At 54.5% G+C, this 15,940-nt stretch carries 14 protein-coding genes and 1 riboswitch; of the genes, 10 read left to right on the top strand and 4 right to left on the bottom strand.

Annotation, left to right across the window (positions count from 1 at the left end):
• Positions 1 to 578 precede the first annotated feature (578 nt).
• The 5 genes from leuL (at position 579) to leuD (ending at position 5,439) form a co-directional block, all read left to right on the top strand.
• The gene (gene leuL, locus JQ822_RS17505) at positions 579 to 659 is read left to right on the top strand and encodes a leu operon leader peptide (protein WP_135324939.1); all 81 of its coding nucleotides are present in this window, start codon (positions 579 to 581) and stop codon (positions 657 to 659) included.
• Positions 660 to 757: 98 nt separating this feature from the next.
• Positions 758 to 2,329: a 2-isopropylmalate synthase gene (leuA, locus tag JQ822_RS17510; protein WP_213134520.1), complete on the top strand. Its 1,572-nt coding sequence runs from the start codon at positions 758 to 760 to the stop codon at positions 2,327 to 2,329.
• A complete protein-coding gene (gene leuB / locus JQ822_RS17515; RefSeq protein WP_213134521.1) occupies positions 2,329 to 3,420 on the top strand; it encodes a 3-isopropylmalate dehydrogenase in 1,092 nt (363 codons plus the stop codon). The genes leuA and leuB overlap by 1 nt, the downstream gene beginning before the upstream one ends.
• A gap of 2 nt (positions 3,421 to 3,422) precedes the next feature.
• Complete coding sequence (gene leuC / locus JQ822_RS17520; RefSeq protein ID WP_213134522.1) at positions 3,423 to 4,823, top strand: 3-isopropylmalate dehydratase large subunit; 1,401 nt, start codon at positions 3,423 to 3,425, stop codon at positions 4,821 to 4,823.
• 10 nt (positions 4,824 to 4,833) lie between these two features.
• The gene (leuD, locus tag JQ822_RS17525; protein ID WP_213134523.1) at positions 4,834 to 5,439 is read left to right on the top strand and encodes a 3-isopropylmalate dehydratase small subunit; all 606 of its coding nucleotides are present in this window, start codon (positions 4,834 to 4,836) and stop codon (positions 5,437 to 5,439) included.
• A 42-nt stretch (positions 5,440 to 5,481) separates the two neighbouring features.
• On the opposite strand, the gene JQ822_RS17530 is transcribed toward leuD, so the two are convergent.
• Positions 5,482 to 6,660, bottom strand: coding sequence for a sugar efflux transporter (locus tag JQ822_RS17530; protein ID WP_213134524.1), 1,179 nt, complete (start codon positions 6,658 to 6,660; stop codon positions 5,482 to 5,484).
• A gap of 115 nt (positions 6,661 to 6,775) precedes the next feature.
• Positions 6,776 to 6,898, bottom strand: a complete 123-nt coding sequence (sgrT, locus tag JQ822_RS17535) for a glucose uptake inhibitor SgrT (RefSeq protein ID WP_213134525.1) — start codon at positions 6,896 to 6,898, stop codon at positions 6,776 to 6,778.
• 99 nt (positions 6,899 to 6,997) lie between these two features.
• Here sgrT and sgrR point away from each other — a divergent pair, with 99 nt between their 5' ends.
• The 4 genes from sgrR to thiQ all read left to right on the top strand — a co-directional run bounded on the left by sgrR (position 6,998) and on the right by thiQ (position 12,108).
• Positions 6,998 to 8,653 (top strand): HTH-type transcriptional regulator SgrR, encoded by a 1,656-nt coding sequence (sgrR, locus tag JQ822_RS17540; protein ID WP_213134526.1) that lies wholly within the window; start codon positions 6,998 to 7,000, stop codon positions 8,651 to 8,653.
• Between the two features lie 47 nt (positions 8,654 to 8,700).
• Positions 8,701 to 8,821: riboswitch (TPP riboswitch) on the top strand.
• A 32-nt stretch (positions 8,822 to 8,853) separates the two neighbouring features.
• Positions 8,854 to 9,837, top strand: a complete 984-nt coding sequence (gene thiB / locus JQ822_RS17545; RefSeq protein WP_213134527.1) for a thiamine ABC transporter substrate binding subunit — start codon at positions 8,854 to 8,856, stop codon at positions 9,835 to 9,837.
• A complete protein-coding gene (gene thiP, locus JQ822_RS17550; RefSeq protein ID WP_213134528.1) occupies positions 9,813 to 11,423 on the top strand; it encodes a thiamine/thiamine pyrophosphate ABC transporter permease ThiP in 1,611 nt (536 codons plus the stop codon). The genes thiB and thiP overlap by 25 nt, the downstream gene beginning before the upstream one ends.
• On the top strand, positions 11,407 to 12,108 hold the full coding sequence (thiQ, locus tag JQ822_RS17555; protein ID WP_213134529.1) for a thiamine ABC transporter ATP-binding protein ThiQ: 702 nt from the start codon (positions 11,407 to 11,409) through the stop codon (positions 12,106 to 12,108). The genes thiP and thiQ overlap by 17 nt, the downstream gene beginning before the upstream one ends.
• A gap of 46 nt (positions 12,109 to 12,154) precedes the next feature.
• Here thiQ and JQ822_RS17560 read toward each other — a convergent pair whose 3' ends face one another.
• Both JQ822_RS17560 and araC read right to left on the bottom strand, forming a co-directional pair.
• Positions 12,155 to 12,922 carry a DedA family protein gene (locus JQ822_RS17560; protein WP_213134530.1) on the bottom strand — a complete coding sequence of 256 codons (768 nt, stop codon included), beginning with the start codon at positions 12,920 to 12,922 and terminating at the stop codon, positions 12,155 to 12,157.
• Between the two features lie 119 nt (positions 12,923 to 13,041).
• On the bottom strand, positions 13,042 to 13,887 hold the full coding sequence (gene araC / locus JQ822_RS17565) for an arabinose operon transcriptional regulator AraC (protein WP_213134531.1): 846 nt from the start codon (positions 13,885 to 13,887) through the stop codon (positions 13,042 to 13,044).
• A 339-nt stretch (positions 13,888 to 14,226) separates the two neighbouring features.
• Between araC and araB the strand changes: the two genes are divergently transcribed.
• The gene (gene araB / locus JQ822_RS17570) at positions 14,227 to 15,936 is read left to right on the top strand and encodes a ribulokinase (protein WP_213134532.1); all 1,710 of its coding nucleotides are present in this window, start codon (positions 14,227 to 14,229) and stop codon (positions 15,934 to 15,936) included.
• The last annotated feature ends 4 nt before the right edge of the window (positions 15,937 to 15,940 follow it).

Here is a 15,940-nt window from a genome sequence, read left to right on the forward strand (position 1 = left end):
ATGCATATAAAATAAGAAAAAGGAAAAACATTAAAATTAGGAAAACATAAAGGTACAAACCTAAATGAACAAAAACCCAATGTGAGCGCAGTGTGGCGGATGTCACTGCACGGTGATTCATAAGTTTAAATTTCACGAACAATATAACCATAAGCATGGCGAATACACAATCATACACCCACTGAATATGTATTTAAGATTTAATTAAATGTTTATATTATTAATACATTAAAAGTTAACATTAATTTATCAATCATAGGTCAGCTCAATCCCCAAACCCATTCATGATTGCTATAAAAACAGATAAATCATAAAGATAAAAAACGCATCTCAGCCCCGTTTTCTCAGCATGCCGTCACAATAGTTGCAAACAAATATGCTCAAGTATGTCAAAACATGAAAAGTATGTACGGCCGTGCAATGATTTATTTTATACCCCCCTAAAAATTCAGCACAATTCGCTTAGATTACGAAGGGTATTTTCTTCTGAACGCGGTTGTTTACCGGGGGCGGGGTTGACATCAGCTTTCATATCCAGTACCACTAAAAGCATATCGCATTCGCCTGGAGCCAGATTGATGACTTACATCGCTCGTTTTAACGGTCTACTACTACTAAACGCATCTTCGTTGCGCGGTAGACTGGTGAACGACATTTAGTATTAAGTCAGCTCCAGTTAAAACAAAAAACCCGCGCCGCTGCGCGGGTTTTTTTATGCTCGAAGCAAGGCGCCAAAAAAAGACAAAGGACCTAAACCATGAGCCAGCAAGTCATTATTTTCGATACCACCTTACGCGACGGTGAACAGGCGTTACAGGCAAGCCTGAGTGTGAAAGAAAAACTGCAGATTGCTCTGGCTCTCGAGCGTATGGGCGTTGACGTCATGGAAGTCGGTTTCCCCGTTTCTTCCCCTGGTGATTTTGAGTCCGTACAAACCATCGCCCGGCAGGTCAAAAACAGCCGCGTTTGCGCCCTGGCCCGCTGCGTAGAAAAAGATATCGACGTAGCGGCTGAGTCCCTGAAGGTGGCTGAAGCTTTCCGCATTCATACGTTCATCGCCACCTCGCCGATGCATATCGCCACCAAATTGCGCAGTACGCTGGATGAGGTTATCGAGCGTGCTGTCTATATGGTTAAGCGTGCGCGTAATTACACGGATGACGTGGAATTCTCATGCGAAGATGCTGGACGCACCCCTATTGCAGACCTGGCTCGTGTGGTAGAAGCGGCGATTAATGCCGGCGCCAAAACCATCAATATTCCCGATACCGTCGGGTACACCATGCCCTTCGAATTTGGCGCAATCATTTCCGGCCTGTATGAACGCGTCCCGAATATCGACAAAGCGATCATTTCAGTACACACCCACGACGATTTAGGTCTGGGCGTCGGCAACGCGCTGGCGGCGGTTCATGCCGGTGCGCGTCAGGTCGAAGGCGCAATGAACGGGATCGGTGAACGCGCCGGTAACTGTTCACTGGAAGAAGTGATCATGGCGATCAAGGTGCGCAAAGACATCCTGAATGTACAGACCCATATCAATCACCAGGAGATCTGGCGTACCAGCCAGTTAGTCAGCCAAATCTGCAATATGCCGATCCCAGCCAACAAAGCGATTGTTGGTAGCGGTGCCTTTGCGCACTCTTCCGGCATTCATCAGGACGGCGTGCTGAAAAACCGTGAAAACTACGAAATCATGACCCCGGAGTCCATCGGCTTGAACCAGGTACAGTTGAACCTGACTTCCCGTTCCGGGCGTGCCGCGGTCAAACACCGTATGGATGAGATGGGCTATAAAGAGAGTGAGTACAGCCTGGACAGCCTGTACGACGCTTTCCTGAAGCTGGCGGATAAGAAAGGCCAGGTATTTGATTACGACCTGGAGGCGCTGGCCTTCATTAATAAACAGCAAGAAGAACCCGAACATTTCCGTCTGGATTACTTCAGCGTGCAGTCTGGTTCAAATGACATTGCCACCGCCTCCGTCAAGCTGGTCTGTGGCGAAGAAACCAAAGCCGAAGCCGCCAACGGTAACGGTCCGGTCGATGCTATTTACCAGGCCATCAACCGTATTACTGACTACAACGTCGAACTGGTGAAATACAGTCTGACCGCAAAAGGCCACGGTAAAGATGCGCTGGGACAGGTGGATATCGTCGCTAATTTTAACGGCCGTCGCTTCCACGGCGTCGGTCTGGCAACGGATATCGTCGAATCCTCCGCCAAAGCCATGGTGCATGTGTTGAACAATATCTGGCGTGCCGAAGAAGTCGAAAAAGAATTGCAACGCAAAGCTCAAAACAACGAGAACAATAAGGAAACCGTGTGATGTCGAAGAATTATCATATTGCTGTTTTGCCGGGTGACGGTATTGGCCCGGAAGTGATGGCGCAGGCCCTGAAAGTACTGGACGCAATTCGTACCCGTTTTACTATGCGCATTACCACCAGCCACTATGACGTGGGCGGAGTCGCCATCGACAACCACGGACAACCGCTGCCACCCGCAACGGTTGAAGGTTGTGAGCAGGCCGATGCGATTCTGTTTGGCTCTGTGGGCGGTCCGAAATGGGAAAACCTGCCGCCAAACCAACAGCCGGAGCGTGGTGCCTTGCTGCCGTTGCGTAAGCACTTCAAATTATTCAGCAACCTGCGTCCAGCTAAGCTGTACCCGGGACTGGAATCCTTTTGCCCACTGCGCGCCGACATTGCCGCCAGCGGTTTCGACATCCTGTGCGTACGCGAACTGACGGGCGGGATCTACTTCGGTCAGCCAAAGGGCCGCGAAGGCAAAGGCCAGCATGAAAAAGCCTTCGATACCGAGGTGTATCATCGTTTCGAGATCGAACGTATTGCGCGCATTGCGTTTGAGTCAGCGCGCCAACGCCGCTGTAAAGTCACATCGATTGATAAAGCCAACGTGCTGCAAACCTCTATTCTGTGGCGCGAAATCGTCAATGAAATTGCCAATGAATACCCGGACGTTGTCCTGACGCATATGTATATCGACAACGCGACCATGCAGTTGATCAAAGATCCGTCTCAGTTTGACGTACTGCTGTGCTCCAACCTGTTTGGCGACATCCTGTCTGATGAATGCGCGATGATCACCGGTTCCATGGGCATGCTGCCGTCTGCCAGCCTGAATGAGCAGGACTTTGGCCTGTACGAGCCAGCCGGCGGTTCGGCACCGGATATCGCCGGGAAAAACATTGCCAACCCGATAGCCCAAATTTTGTCGCTGGCGCTGTTGCTGCGCTACAGCCTGGACGCTAACAATGCGGCCACCGCCATTGAAAGCGCCGTCAACCGCGCATTAGCAGAAGGTATTCGCACCGGTGATTTAGCCCGTGGTGCCGCCGCAGTCAGTACCGATGAGATGGGCGATATCATTGCTCGTTACGTCGCAGAAGGGGTGTAATCATGGCTAAAACGTTATATGAAAAATTGTTCGATGCGCACGTGGTGTTTGAAGCGCAGAACGAAACGCCGCTGCTGTATATCGACCGTCATCTGGTACATGAAGTGACCTCGCCGCAAGCATTTGATGGCCTGCGGGCACACAAGCGTCCGGTACGCCAGCCGGGTAAGACCTTCGCCACCATGGATCATAACGTCTCGACGCAAACCAAAGACATTAACGCGTCTGGCGAAATGGCGCGTATCCAGATGCAGGAGCTTATCAAAAACTGCAATGAGTTCGGCGTCGAGTTGTACGATCTGAACCACCCTTTTCAGGGCATCGTCCACGTGATGGGACCCGAACAAGGCGTGACCTTACCGGGTATGACCATCGTCTGCGGTGACTCCCACACCGCCACGCACGGCGCATTCGGCGCGCTGGCGTTTGGTATCGGGACGTCCGAAGTCGAACACGTACTGGCCACGCAAACCCTGAAACAGGGGCGCGCAAAAACCATGAAGATCGAAGTCAATGGCACTGCCGCGCCGGGGATTACCGCCAAAGATATCGTACTGGCGATTATCGGTAAAACCGGTAGCGCAGGCGGTACCGGTCACGTGGTTGAGTTTTGTGGCGACGCCATCCGTGCGCTGAGCATGGAAGGCCGTATGACCCTGTGCAATATGGCGATCGAAATGGGGGCCAAAGCGGGCCTGGTTGCACCGGATGAAACTACTTTTGACTATGTGCAGGGGCGTTTACACGCTCCGAAGGGCGAGAATTTTACCCACGCAGTTGAGTACTGGAAAACACTGAAAACCGACGACGACGCGACGTTTGATACCGTCGTCACCCTGCAGGCAGAAGAGATCGCACCGCAGGTCACCTGGGGAACTAACCCCGGCCAGGTAATCTCCGTGAATGATAACATTCCCGATCCGGCCTCTTTTGCCGATCCGGTAGAGCGCGCGTCGGCGGAAAAAGCGCTGGCCTATATGGGGCTGAAGCCGGGCATTCCGTTGACGGAAGTGGCGATCGATAAAGTGTTTATCGGCTCCTGCACCAACTCGCGTATTGAAGATTTACGCGCCGCCGCCGAAATCGCCAAAGGGCGCAAGGTTGCTCCGGGCGTGCAGGCGTTGGTAGTACCAGGTTCTGGCCCGGTCAAAGCGCAGGCGGAAGCAGAAGGTCTGGATAAGATTTTCATTGAAGCCGGTTTTGAATGGCGTTTACCAGGCTGTTCCATGTGTCTGGCGATGAACAACGATCGCCTGAATCCGGGCGAGCGCTGTGCTTCTACCAGCAACCGTAACTTTGAAGGCCGTCAGGGCCGCGGTGGTCGCACGCATTTAGTCAGCCCGGCCATGGCTGCCGCCGCTGCCGTTACTGGTCATTTTGCCGACATTCGCAGCATCAAATAAGGAAACTACCATGGCAGAGAAATTTACCCAACATACCGGCCTGGTTGTCCCACTGGATGCCGCCAACGTCGATACTGATGCAATTATTCCCAAACAGTTTTTGCAGAAGGTGACGCGCACTGGTTTTGGTGCACACCTGTTTAACGACTGGCGTTTCCTGGACGAAAAGGGTCAACAGCCTAACCCAGAATTCGTGCTGAATTTCCCGGAATATAAAGGGGCGTCTATTCTGCTAGCGCGAGAAAACTTTGGCTGCGGCTCTTCTCGCGAACATGCGCCCTGGGCGCTGACCGATTACGGCTTTAAAGTGGTGATCGCGCCAAGCTTCGCCGACATCTTCTACGGTAACAGCTTCAATAACCAACTGCTGCCGGTCACCCTGAGCGATGCGCAGGTGGATGAACTGTTTGCTCTGGTGAAAGCCAATCCGGGGATTAAATTTGAAGTGGATCTGGAAGCGCAGGAAGTGAAAGCGGGTGATAAGTCCTACAGCTTTAAAATCGACGACTTCCGCCGTCACTGCATGCTGAATGGTCTCGACAGCATCGGGCTGACGCTGCAGCATGAAGCGGCCATCACCGAGTACGAAGACAAGCAGCCGGCGTTTATGCGCTAGTCCTTGTTATGCCGGATGCGCATATTGCATCCGGCAACGTCCTTAAACGTCCTTCACCCGCCCGGTCATCACCAGTGTGACGACAGAAATCCCCGCAATCACCCAGTAAACGGCAAAATGCCCGTAGCTTTGCGCCACCGCCCCCTGAACCACCCCCGCCAGAATGACCCCCGTTGAAATACTGTTGGTAAATAATGTGGTGGCTGAACCCGCCCTGCCCGGCATTAAATCCTGAAACCACAGCATCCCTATTCCGGCAACAATCCCGATAAATACCGCGTTAAACAGTTGCAGAACCAGCAGCGCCGTGCGGCTATGGAAGAAGATCAGCCCAAGGTAAAACAGCACGCCTGCCGCCACGGCAACGATCATCATCCGCCGTTTACCAAAGCGCTTCACGTAGTAGCCCGCCAGAATCATCGCCGGAATTTCCAACCCGGCAGCGGTGCCCATCAGGATCCCGGCGAGTTTGTCCGGCAGCCCCAGCTCAAGGCTGATCCACAGCGGCATATCGATAATATACATGGTGTTGCAGGTCCACATCAGCGTGGAGGCAATAAACAACATGCGTACGTTTTTGTCCTGCCAGCCGCCGGTCTGTTCCAGCGGAACATCGACAGGCTGTTCGACCCGCGCCACCGACGGCAGTATCAGCGCGATCAGCACCAGGCTAATGGCAAAAATCCCGGCAGCAATAGAAAACATCATCGTGAAGCCGTAATTTAACGCCAGCATAAAGGCCAGCGGTGGCCCAATCACCCACGCCAGTGAAAGCTGCGCGCGCATCACTGAGCTGAACATCACTACTTCACGCGCCGAGTTATCGGCATACTCCCGCGCCAGCGCAAACAGCTGCGGCATGGCGGTATTTGCCAGCGAAGCCAGCAGCACACCGCAGGTAATCAGCGTTAAATAGTGACGGTTAAAGGCAAACAGCAGCGCGTTGCCAATTGCCATCAGGCAGCAGAACATGATCAGCTTACGCCGATCGCCCCGGCTGTCGGATCGTTTTGCCAGACCCAGGCTGACCGCGATCCCGGCAATCGCATTGACGGTGTAAAACAGCCCGACCCAAAACGGCTGCGCCCCAACCTCACGACTGAGAAACAGGCTCAGCGTGGGAGCCTGTAACGCGCCCGCCACGCCCATCATGAAAGCAACCAGCATAAATGCCGCATACACGCCGTTGAGGCGCCGTCCCATGGTCATAATCCAGAGCATATTTATCCCTATAAGCGCGGCGGAAACGAAAAAAGCCAGCAGAAATAATCTGCTGGCGGGTGATTTTACACCAATACTCAGTCACACATGATATCTGCAATTCTCAATTCAGAAGTCAGTCCTTCAGCTCCCACTGCATCAGTTCATTGAGCATCTTTAAGCGCTGCGGCGCGCTCAGGCAAGCCAACCAGGACAAACGCTCTGTCGCGGTAAAGTACTTTAAATAGAACTGACGCATAGATGACCCCTTCGTTGTCTCATCGCTTCATCGGAATTCATTATTGGCTTAATATGGGGATAATAAAATTGCTGAGTTTTGTTCAGGAGTTCCCCTTTTATGTCTTCTGGTCGTTTGCAACAACAGTTCATCCGCCTGTGGCAATGCTGCGACGGCAAAACGCAAGACACCACGCTGAACGAACTGGCGGAGTTGCTCAGTTGCTCCCGCCGCCACATGCGCACCCTGCTCAATACCATGCAGGAACGCGGCTGGCTAACGTGGGAAGCCGAGGTCGGTCGTGGCAAACGCTCACGCCTGACCTTTCTCTACACCGGGCTGGCGCTCCAGCAGCAGCGGGCGGAAGACCTGCTGGAACAGGATCGCATTGATCAACTGGTGCAGCTGGTCGGCGATAAAACAGCCGTGCGACAAATGCTGATTTCCCACCTGGGGCGTAGCTTTCGCCAGGGGCGACACATCATGCGTGTCCTTTACTATCGCCCGATGCACAATCTGCTCCCCGGAACGGCACTGCGCCGTTCCGAAACCCATATCGCCCGGCAAATCTTCAGCGCGTTACTTCGGGTAAATGAGGAAAATGGGGAACTGGAGGCCGACATTGCCCACCACTGGCAACAAATCTCGCCGTTACACTGGCGGTTCTTCCTGCGCCCGGGGATCCATTTTCATCATGGGCGCGAGCTGGAGATGGAGGATGTGATCGCCTCACTGATGCGCATCAACAGCCTGCCGCTGTACTCGCATATTACGCAGATTGCCTCCCCCACAGCCTGGACACTGGATATTCATCTTACGCAACCGGATCGCTGGTTGCCGTGGCTACTGGGACAGGTACCCGCCATGATCCTGCCGCGCGAATGGGAAACGCTGAATCATTTTTCCAGTCACCCGATCGGCACCGGCCCGTATGCGGTCATCCGCAATACGAGTAACCAGCTAAAAATTCACGCCTTTGATGATTATTTTGGCTACCGGGCGCTGATCGACGAAGTGAACGTGTGGGTATTACCCGACATCGCCGAGGAGCCTGGCGGTGGATTAACGATCAAAGGGCCGACGGAAGATGAAAAGGCAATCGAAAGCCGACTGGAGGAAGGTTGCTATTACATGCTGTTTGATTCCCGATCCCATCGCGGGGCAAATCAGGAGGTGCGCGAATGGGTAAGCCGCATTCTCTCACCGACGAATTTAATCTGCCACGCCGACGAACAGTACCAGCGACTGTGGTTTCCCGCCTATGGATTGCTGCCTCGCTGGCATCATGCCAAACCCGGTCATGGTGAAAAACCAGCCGGGCTGGAAACGCTGACGATCACTTACTATCGCGATCACATCGAACACCGGATTATCGCGCAGATCATGAAAACGTTGCTGGCGGAGCATCAGGTACAGCTGAATATTCAGGAGATCGACTACGCTCAATGGCACGCAGGCGAGACCGTCAGCGATATCTGGCTCAACAGCGCCAACTTTACCTTGCCGCTGGACTTCTCACTGTTCGCCCATTTATGCGAAGTCCCGTTGCTGCAAAACTGTATTTCTCTGGACTGGGAAAGCGACGCCGCCCGCTGGCGCACCGGCGAGATGAGCCTCGCAACGTGGTGCCAGCAACTGCTTGCCAGTAAAGCTATTGTACCGCTGATCCATCACTGGCTGATCATTCAGGGGCAGCGCAGTATGCGCGGGCTACGTATGAATACCCTCGGCTGGTTTGATTTTAAATCGGCGTGGTTTGCACCACCGGATCCATAGAGCCTTGCTCTTAATTGCTGCCCGGCAACAAAATCACTACACTAACGGCGAACTCAACGGGGTGCTAAAAAACATACGCAAAATCCTTCGATCTGTGTATGAGCTGAGAGATACCCGTCGAACCTGATCCGGATAATGCCGGCGAAGGGATTTGAGGTATTTTCTCAAGTCCTTTGCCACCCTACTTTTTGAGGTGCAAAGTGTTAAAAAAATGTCTTCCGCTTTTACTGCTGTGCGCAGCGCCTGCCTTCGCCAAACCTGTACTAACTGTCTATACCTACGACTCGTTCGCCGCTGACTGGGGCCCTGGCCCGACCATCAAAAAAGCCTTTGAAGCTGACTGCAACTGTGAACTGAAGTTGGTGGCGCTGGAAGATGGCGTCTCGCTGCTTAACCGCCTACGCATGGAAGGAAAAAACAGTAAAGCCGACGTGGTGCTCGGTCTGGATAACAACCTCCTGGAAGCCGCCACACAAACCAAACTGTTCGCCAAAAGTGGTGTAGCAAGTGACGCCGTTAACGTGCCCGGCGGCTGGAAGAACGATACCTTCGTTCCGTTTGATTACGGCTACTTCGCCTTCATTTACGACAAAAACAAACTGAAAAATCCGCCGAAGAGCCTGAAAGAACTGGTCGAGAGCGACCAGAAATGGCGCGTGATTTATCAGGACCCTCGCACCAGCACGCCGGGTCTGGGCCTGCTGCTGTGGATGCAGAAAGTGTACGGCGATAAAGCTCCTGAGGCCTGGCATAAACTGGCGGCGAAAACCGTTACCGTCACGAAGGGCTGGAGTGAAGCTTACGGCCTGTTCCTGAAAGGTGAAAGCGATCTGGTACTGAGCTATACCACCTCTCCGGCGTATCACATCATCGAAGAGAAGAAAGACAACTATGCCGCCGCCAATTTTAGCGAAGGACACTATTTGCAGGTTGAGGTCGCCGCGCGCACCGCAGCCAGCAAGCAGCCGGAACTGGCGGAAAAATTCCTGACGTTTATGGTTTCTCCGGCGTTCCAGAATGCGATTCCGACCGGCAACTGGATGTATCCGGTAACCCAGGTCACTCTCCCTCCAGGAATTGAGCAACTGGAAAAACCGTCTACCGCGCTGGAATTCACCCCGCAGCAGGTTGCGGCTCAACGCCAGGCATGGATTAGCGAATGGCAACGCGCTGTCAGCCGTTAATTCCCGGCTGGCTGATCCCTGGGCTTTCGGCCGCTACGCTGATAGTGGCTGTCGCCCTGGCGGCATTTCTGGCGCTGTGGCTTAACGCTCCCCAGGGGGACTGGCTTACGCTGTGGCAGGACAGCTACCTGTGGCACGTGGTGCGTTTTTCCTTCTGGCAGGCATTTTTATCCGCCGCGCTGTCCGTGATCCCGGCGATCTTCCTCGCCAGGGCGCTCTATCGTCGCCGTTTCCCCGGGCGTATGGCGCTGCTGCGCCTGTGCGCCATGACGCTGATCCTGCCAGTGCTGGTCGCTGTCTTTGGCATCCTTAGCGTCTACGGTCGCCAGGGTTGGCTGGCCTCACTCTGGCAGGCACTCGGCCTGGAATGGACGTTTTCACCGTACGGTCTGCAGGGCATTCTGCTGGCGCACGTCTTTTTCAACCTGCCGATGGCCAGCCGTTTACTGCTGCAGTCGCTGGAGAATATTCCCGGCGAACAGCGGCAGCTCGCCGCACAATTGGGCATGCGCGGCTGGCATTTCTTCCGCTTTGTCGAATGGCCGTGGCTGCGCCGCCAGATCCCCCCCGTGGCAGCGCTCATCTTTATGCTGTGCTTCGCCAGTTTTGCTACCGTGCTGTCGCTCGGTGGCGGACCGCAGGCGACCACCATTGAGCTGGCTATCTATCAGGCGCTGAGCTTCGACTACGATCCCGCGCGCGCCGCTATGCTGGCGCTGATCCAAATGATTTGCTGCTTAGCGCTGGTGCTGCTCAGCCAACGCATGAGTCGTGCGATCGCCCCCGGCACGACGCTGGTACAAGGCTGGCGCGATCCCGACGACCGCCTGCACAGTCGCCTGACCGACTCACTGCTGATTATTCTGGCGCTGTTGCTGTTACTGCCGCCACTGCTGGCAGTGATTATCGATGGTTTCAACCGCCATATACTGGATGTGCTTGCGCAGCCCATATTGTGGCAAGCCCTGTGGACCTCGCTGCGTATCGCGCTGGCGGCAGGCGTGTTGTGCGTGATACTCACCATGATGCTGCTATGGAGCAGTCGCGAATTGCGTGCCCGGCAGCAGGTACTGGCAGGCCAGGCGCTGGAACTTAGCGGCATGCTGATCCTCGCCATGCCGGGTATTGTGCTGGCTACCGGATTCTTCCTGTTGCTCAACAACAGCATTGGACTCCCCGAATCTGCCGACGGCATTGTCATTTTTACCAATGCGCTGATGGCCATCCCTTACGCGCTGAAGGTATTGGAAAACCCGATGCGCGACGTGACGGCACGCTACAGTATGTTGTGCCAGTCATTGGGAATTGAAGGATGGTCACGCCTGAAAGTGGTTGAGTTACGTGCGTTGAAACGCCCGCTGGCGCAGGCGATGGCTTTTGCCTGCGTACTGTCGATTGGTGATTTTGGCGTGGTAGCACTGTTTGGCAACGAGGATTTCCGCACGCTACCGTTTTATCTGTATCAGCAGATTGGCTCCTATCGCAGCCAGGATGGTGCGGTCACTGCGTTATTGCTGCTGATCCTGTGCTTTACGCTGTTTACCATTATTGAGAAATTACCGGGTCGAAATGTTAAAACTGATTGATATCACATGGCTGTATCACCATTTGCCCATGCGCTTTTCGCTGTCGGTTGCGCGCGGTGAACAGGTAGCCGTGCTCGGACCCAGCGGTGCCGGAAAAAGCACGCTTTTGAACCTGATTGCCGGTTTTCTGGCTCCAGCCAGCGGCACAATGTTGATTGAGGGTGAAGATCACACGATCACGCCGCCTGCTCGTCGGCCTGTCTCGATGCTTTTTCAGGAAAACAATCTGTTCAGCCACCTGAGCGTGCAACAGAACATCGCTCTCGGTCTCAATCCGGGGTTGAAACTGAACGCGCAACAGCGGGATAAAATGCACCACATTGCCCGGCAGATGGGGCTCGACACGCTGCTGGAAAGGCTTCCCGGTGAGCTTTCCGGCGGACAACGCCAGCGAGCGGCACTGGCGCGCTGCCTGGTGCGGGAACAACCCGTTTTGCTGCTCGATGAACCGTTCTCGGCACTCGATCCCGCCCTGCGTCAGGAGATGCTCACGTTGGTGGCCGACGTTTGTCGTGAGAAGCAACTGACTCTGCTGATGGTGTCACACAGCGTAGAAGACGCCGCGCGTATTGCGCCACGCTCAATCGTTGTCGCCGACGGACGCATTGCGTGGCAAGGTAAAACGGATGAGTTATTAAGCGGTCATGCCAGCGCTTCGGCGCTGCTGGGCATCAAGCATCAGTGAAATGCCGGATGGCGACGCATAAGCGTCCTGTCCGGCAAATGATTCGTCAATAACCCACGACTTTACGCAGAATATCGATATACACCGGCATCAGCGGGTGGCGAATCAGCGCGATCAGCGCCACAACACCGATACCGAGAATAAGCGGCGCCAGATACAGCAGTCGGCCTCGCGGCAACCAGGCGGTTAAGCGATCGACCGCCGCTTTACCGCTACGCCACAGTCGCCAGCACAGCCAGCCCCCGACCCACAGCAGCAGCGCGGTCGCCAACAGCAGCCATTTGAAATCGCCACTTTGCACATCGGAGGGAATATCAATTGCCGCACCCGCCAGGATACCCGGCAGAAAATAGAACGGCGGCCACAATACGCAGCCGATGATATTGGGCACAATAAATTTCGCGACAGGCAGATCCAGCATCCCCGCCACCATCGGCACCAGCGGCCGCGTCGGGCCAACAAAACGTCCAACCAGAATGGTAAACATGCTGTGCTGATGGAGCGCATGCTCGGTTTTATCCAGTAGCGCCTTGTTCTTTTTCATAAAAGACCAGCGGTGCAGCGGCTTTTTAAAACGCCAACCTAACCAGAAGGAGATCCAGTCACCCATCAGGCAACCGACGATACCCGCAAGCCAGGCATGCCAGAAGTTCAGTTCACCGCTGCCAATCAGCGCCCCCAGTCCGGCCATCAACACGGTACCAGGTAAAATTAAGCCAACCAGCGCCAGCGACTCCAGAAAAGCCACCAGCAGTACGGCTATCAAAGAGTATACGGCGGACTGGAGAATAAAATGTTCCAGCAATGCTTGCATAATGTGTCCGTCAGATTTACGAAGCAGGGATTTTGATAACCCTTCTCAACTTCGTCAAGCCATCAATTGTCTGAATAGATTGCCAGTTATGACAACTTTCAGGACACATCATTCACTTTTTATTCACATCCAGCGCGAAACTCGCTCGGGCTGGCACCGGTACATTTTTTAAAAACGCGGGAGAAATAGAGCTGATCGTCAAACCCGACGTTGCGCCCGACGGTGGCAATGGGCATGCGTGTGGTGCTTAACAGGAGCTTTGCCTGGCTGATGCGCTGATCCTCACGCCAGCTGAGTACGCTAATTCCTAGCTGCTGGCGGAACAGGTGCGACAAACGAGAAGGCGACAGGCAAACATGCTGCGCGACGCTGGCAATATCAAAATTGCTGTCCGCCAGGTGATCGCTGATGTACTGGCAGGCATCGCGCACGCGGTTATCCATTGGCGGATGCAGCGATTCGTTAATCGCTTCCATGCGTCTGAGCAGCAGTTGCTCAAGTAAATTAATCGCCAGCAGTTCGGAGTAACGCCCCTCCCGTTGCCCGGCACTGATTATCTGACCGAACAGTTCGTTGAAGTGCGGCTGATGCACTTCATCCGGGCGAAAGAAGCCGGTCTGGGCAAAGATTGCCGGCCAGGCCAGCCACTCCTGCCAGTAGGCGCGCGGACGGAAGTAGACCCACTGGTGATACCACTCGCTGGCTTCGGGATGGCGGCCGTAATGGTGAACTTCACCCGGTGGAAACAGCAAAATATCACCCGGCCGGCAGACAAACTGCTTACCCTGATTGTTGATGACCCCTTCCCCACGAATAGTCAGATTCAGGATGTAACCCTTCATCCCCAGTGGTCTGTCGATAAAAAAATCCAGGTATCCGTTCGCCTCGATAGGGGTTAATCCCGCCACTAAATGTGCGTTAAATGAGTAGCCCGGCAACAGGGGATCGTTTTGCGGTTCAGCCATAATTTCAATACTCCCGGTGTTCTGATAAGAAACAAATCGTCCATATTATGCAAGACATCGTCACCGTCGCCCCTGTAGACCACTGTGGTTTCAGTGATGGACCATCAACCCCGCTTGCGAAAAGCACTTTGCAAAAAACATGTCCTGTGCCAACGATAAAAATGGCTAACAAAAGTGTCTATAACTACGGCAGAAATGTCCACATTGAATATTTGCACGGCGTCACACTTTGTGATGTGACAGCGTTTTAGTCCATAAGATTAGCGGATCCTGCCTGACGGTTTTTACCCCCATTATCTACTGTTTATCCATACCCGTATTTTTGGATGGAGTAAGACGATGGCGATTGCAATTGGCCTCGATTTTGGTAGTGATTCAGTTCGCGCTCTGGCGGTGGAATGTGCCACCGGCGAGGAGATCGCCACCAGCGTAGAGTGGTACCCGCGTTGGCAGGAAGGGCAATATTGCGATGGCCCAAACAACCAGTTTCGCCATCACCCGCGTGACTACATTGAATCCATGGAATCAGCGCTGAAAACCGTCCTCGCCGAGCTAAGCGCTGAACAACGTGCGGCAGTGGTCGGGATTGGTGTGGACAGCACCGGCTCAACCCCGGCACCTATCGATGCCGACGGCAACGTCCTGGCGCTGCGCCCTGAATTCGCCGAAAACCCGAACGCGATGTTCGTCCTGTGGAAAGATCACACTTCCGTCGAAGAAGCCGAAGAAATTACCCGCCTGTGCCATACGCCGGGCAAGGCCGACTATTCCCGCTATATCGGCGGCATTTATTCCAGCGAATGGTTCTGGGCAAAAATCCTGCACGTAACCCGCCAGGACAACGCGGTCGCGCAGGCTGCCGTGTCCTGGATTGAGCTGTGTGACTGGATCCCTGCCCTGCTCTCTGACACCACGCGTCCGCAGGATATTCGTCGCGGGCGCTGCAGCGCCGGGCATAAATCTCTGTGGCATGAAAACTGGGGCGGCCTGCCTCCGGCAAGCTTCTTTGACGAACTCGATCCGCTCATCAACCAACATCTGCAATACCCGATGTTTACCGACACCTTCACCGCCGATCTGCCGGTGGGTACGCTGAGCGCAGAATGGGCGCAGCGTCTGGATCTACCGGAAAGCGTAGTGATTGCTGGCGGCGCTTTTGACTGCCATATGGGTGCGGTCGGCGCAGGCGCGCAGCCAAATACATTAGTGAAAGTCATTGGCACTTCCACCTGCGACATCCTGATTGCCGACAAGCAAAGCGTGGGCGAGCGCGCCGTGAAAGGCATATGCGGTCAGGTCGACGGCAGCGTGGTGCCGCACTTTATTGGTCTGGAAGCAGGTCAGTCTGCCTTCGGCGATATCTATGCCTGGTTTAGCCGCGTGCTGAGCTGGCCGCTGGAGCAGCTTGCCGTGCAGCACCCGGAACTGAAAACCGAGATTAAAGCCAGCCAAAAGCAGCTGCTACCTGCGCTAACCGAAGCATGGGCAAAAAATCCATCACTGGATCATCTGCCGGTGGTACTTGACTGGTTCAACGGTCGCCGCACGCCAAATGCCAACCAGCGCCTGAAAGGGGTGATTACCGATCTGAATCTGGCAACTGACGCACCGGCGCTGTTTGGCGGCCTGATTGCTGCAACAGCGTTTGGCGCGCGCGCCATCATGGAATGCTTCACCGAACAAGGTATTGCGGTTAACAACGTGATGGCGCTCGGCGGCATCGCGCGTAAAAACCCGGTCATCATGCAGGCCTGCTGCGACGTGCTAAACCGTCCGCTACAGATTGTCGCGTCAGACCAGTGCTGCGCGCTCGGTGCCGCTATCTTCGCTGCCGTTGCCGCGAAAGTACACGCCGATATCCCCGCCGCTCAGCACAAAATGGCGAGTGCCGTGGAAAACACGCTGCAACCTCGTCCTGAACAAGCTCAACGCTTTGAACAGCTGTATCGCCGCTACCAGCAGTGGGCGGTAAGCGCCGAACAACAATACCTTCCGACTGCCGCACCGGCGCACAAAGCTCCGGTAGACCAGGCAACCCTGACACATTAAGGAC

Origin of the sequence: Citrobacter sp. FP75 (assembly GCF_018342065.1) — a bacterium.
Classification (GTDB): domain Bacteria; phylum Pseudomonadota; class Gammaproteobacteria; order Enterobacterales; family Enterobacteriaceae; genus Citrobacter.

What these genes read in the sequence shown, in the direction of transcription:
- JQ822_RS17530 (WP_213134524.1), bottom strand. Translation starts at nt 6,660, where the DNA reads ATGCTCTGGATTATGACCATGGGACGGCGCCTCAACGGCGTGTATGCG.
- araC (WP_213134531.1), bottom strand. Translation starts at nt 13,887, where the DNA reads ATGGCTGAACCGCAAAACGATCCCCTGTTGCCGGGCTACTCATTTAAC.
- thiP (WP_213134528.1), top strand. Translation starts at nt 9,813, where the DNA reads ATGGCAACGCGCTGTCAGCCGTTAATTCCCGGCTGGCTGATCCCTGGG.
- leuB (WP_213134521.1), top strand. Translation starts at nt 2,329, where the DNA reads ATGTCGAAGAATTATCATATTGCTGTTTTGCCGGGTGACGGTATTGGC.
- leuC (WP_213134522.1), top strand. Translation starts at nt 3,423, where the DNA reads ATGGCTAAAACGTTATATGAAAAATTGTTCGATGCGCACGTGGTGTTT.
- leuA (WP_213134520.1), top strand. Translation starts at nt 758, where the DNA reads ATGAGCCAGCAAGTCATTATTTTCGATACCACCTTACGCGACGGTGAA.
- JQ822_RS17560 (WP_213134530.1), bottom strand. Translation starts at nt 12,922, where the DNA reads ATGCAAGCATTGCTGGAACATTTTATTCTCCAGTCCGCCGTATACTCT.
- sgrR (WP_213134526.1), top strand. Translation starts at nt 6,998, where the DNA reads ATGTCTTCTGGTCGTTTGCAACAACAGTTCATCCGCCTGTGGCAATGC.
- thiQ (WP_213134529.1), top strand. Translation starts at nt 11,407, where the DNA reads ATGTTAAAACTGATTGATATCACATGGCTGTATCACCATTTGCCCATG.
- leuL (WP_135324939.1), top strand. Translation starts at nt 579, where the DNA reads ATGACTTACATCGCTCGTTTTAACGGTCTACTACTACTAAACGCATCT.
- leuD (WP_213134523.1), top strand. Translation starts at nt 4,834, where the DNA reads ATGGCAGAGAAATTTACCCAACATACCGGCCTGGTTGTCCCACTGGAT.
- araB (WP_213134532.1), top strand. Translation starts at nt 14,227, where the DNA reads ATGGCGATTGCAATTGGCCTCGATTTTGGTAGTGATTCAGTTCGCGCT.
- sgrT (WP_213134525.1), bottom strand. Translation starts at nt 6,898, where the DNA reads ATGCGTCAGTTCTATTTAAAGTACTTTACCGCGACAGAGCGTTTGTCC.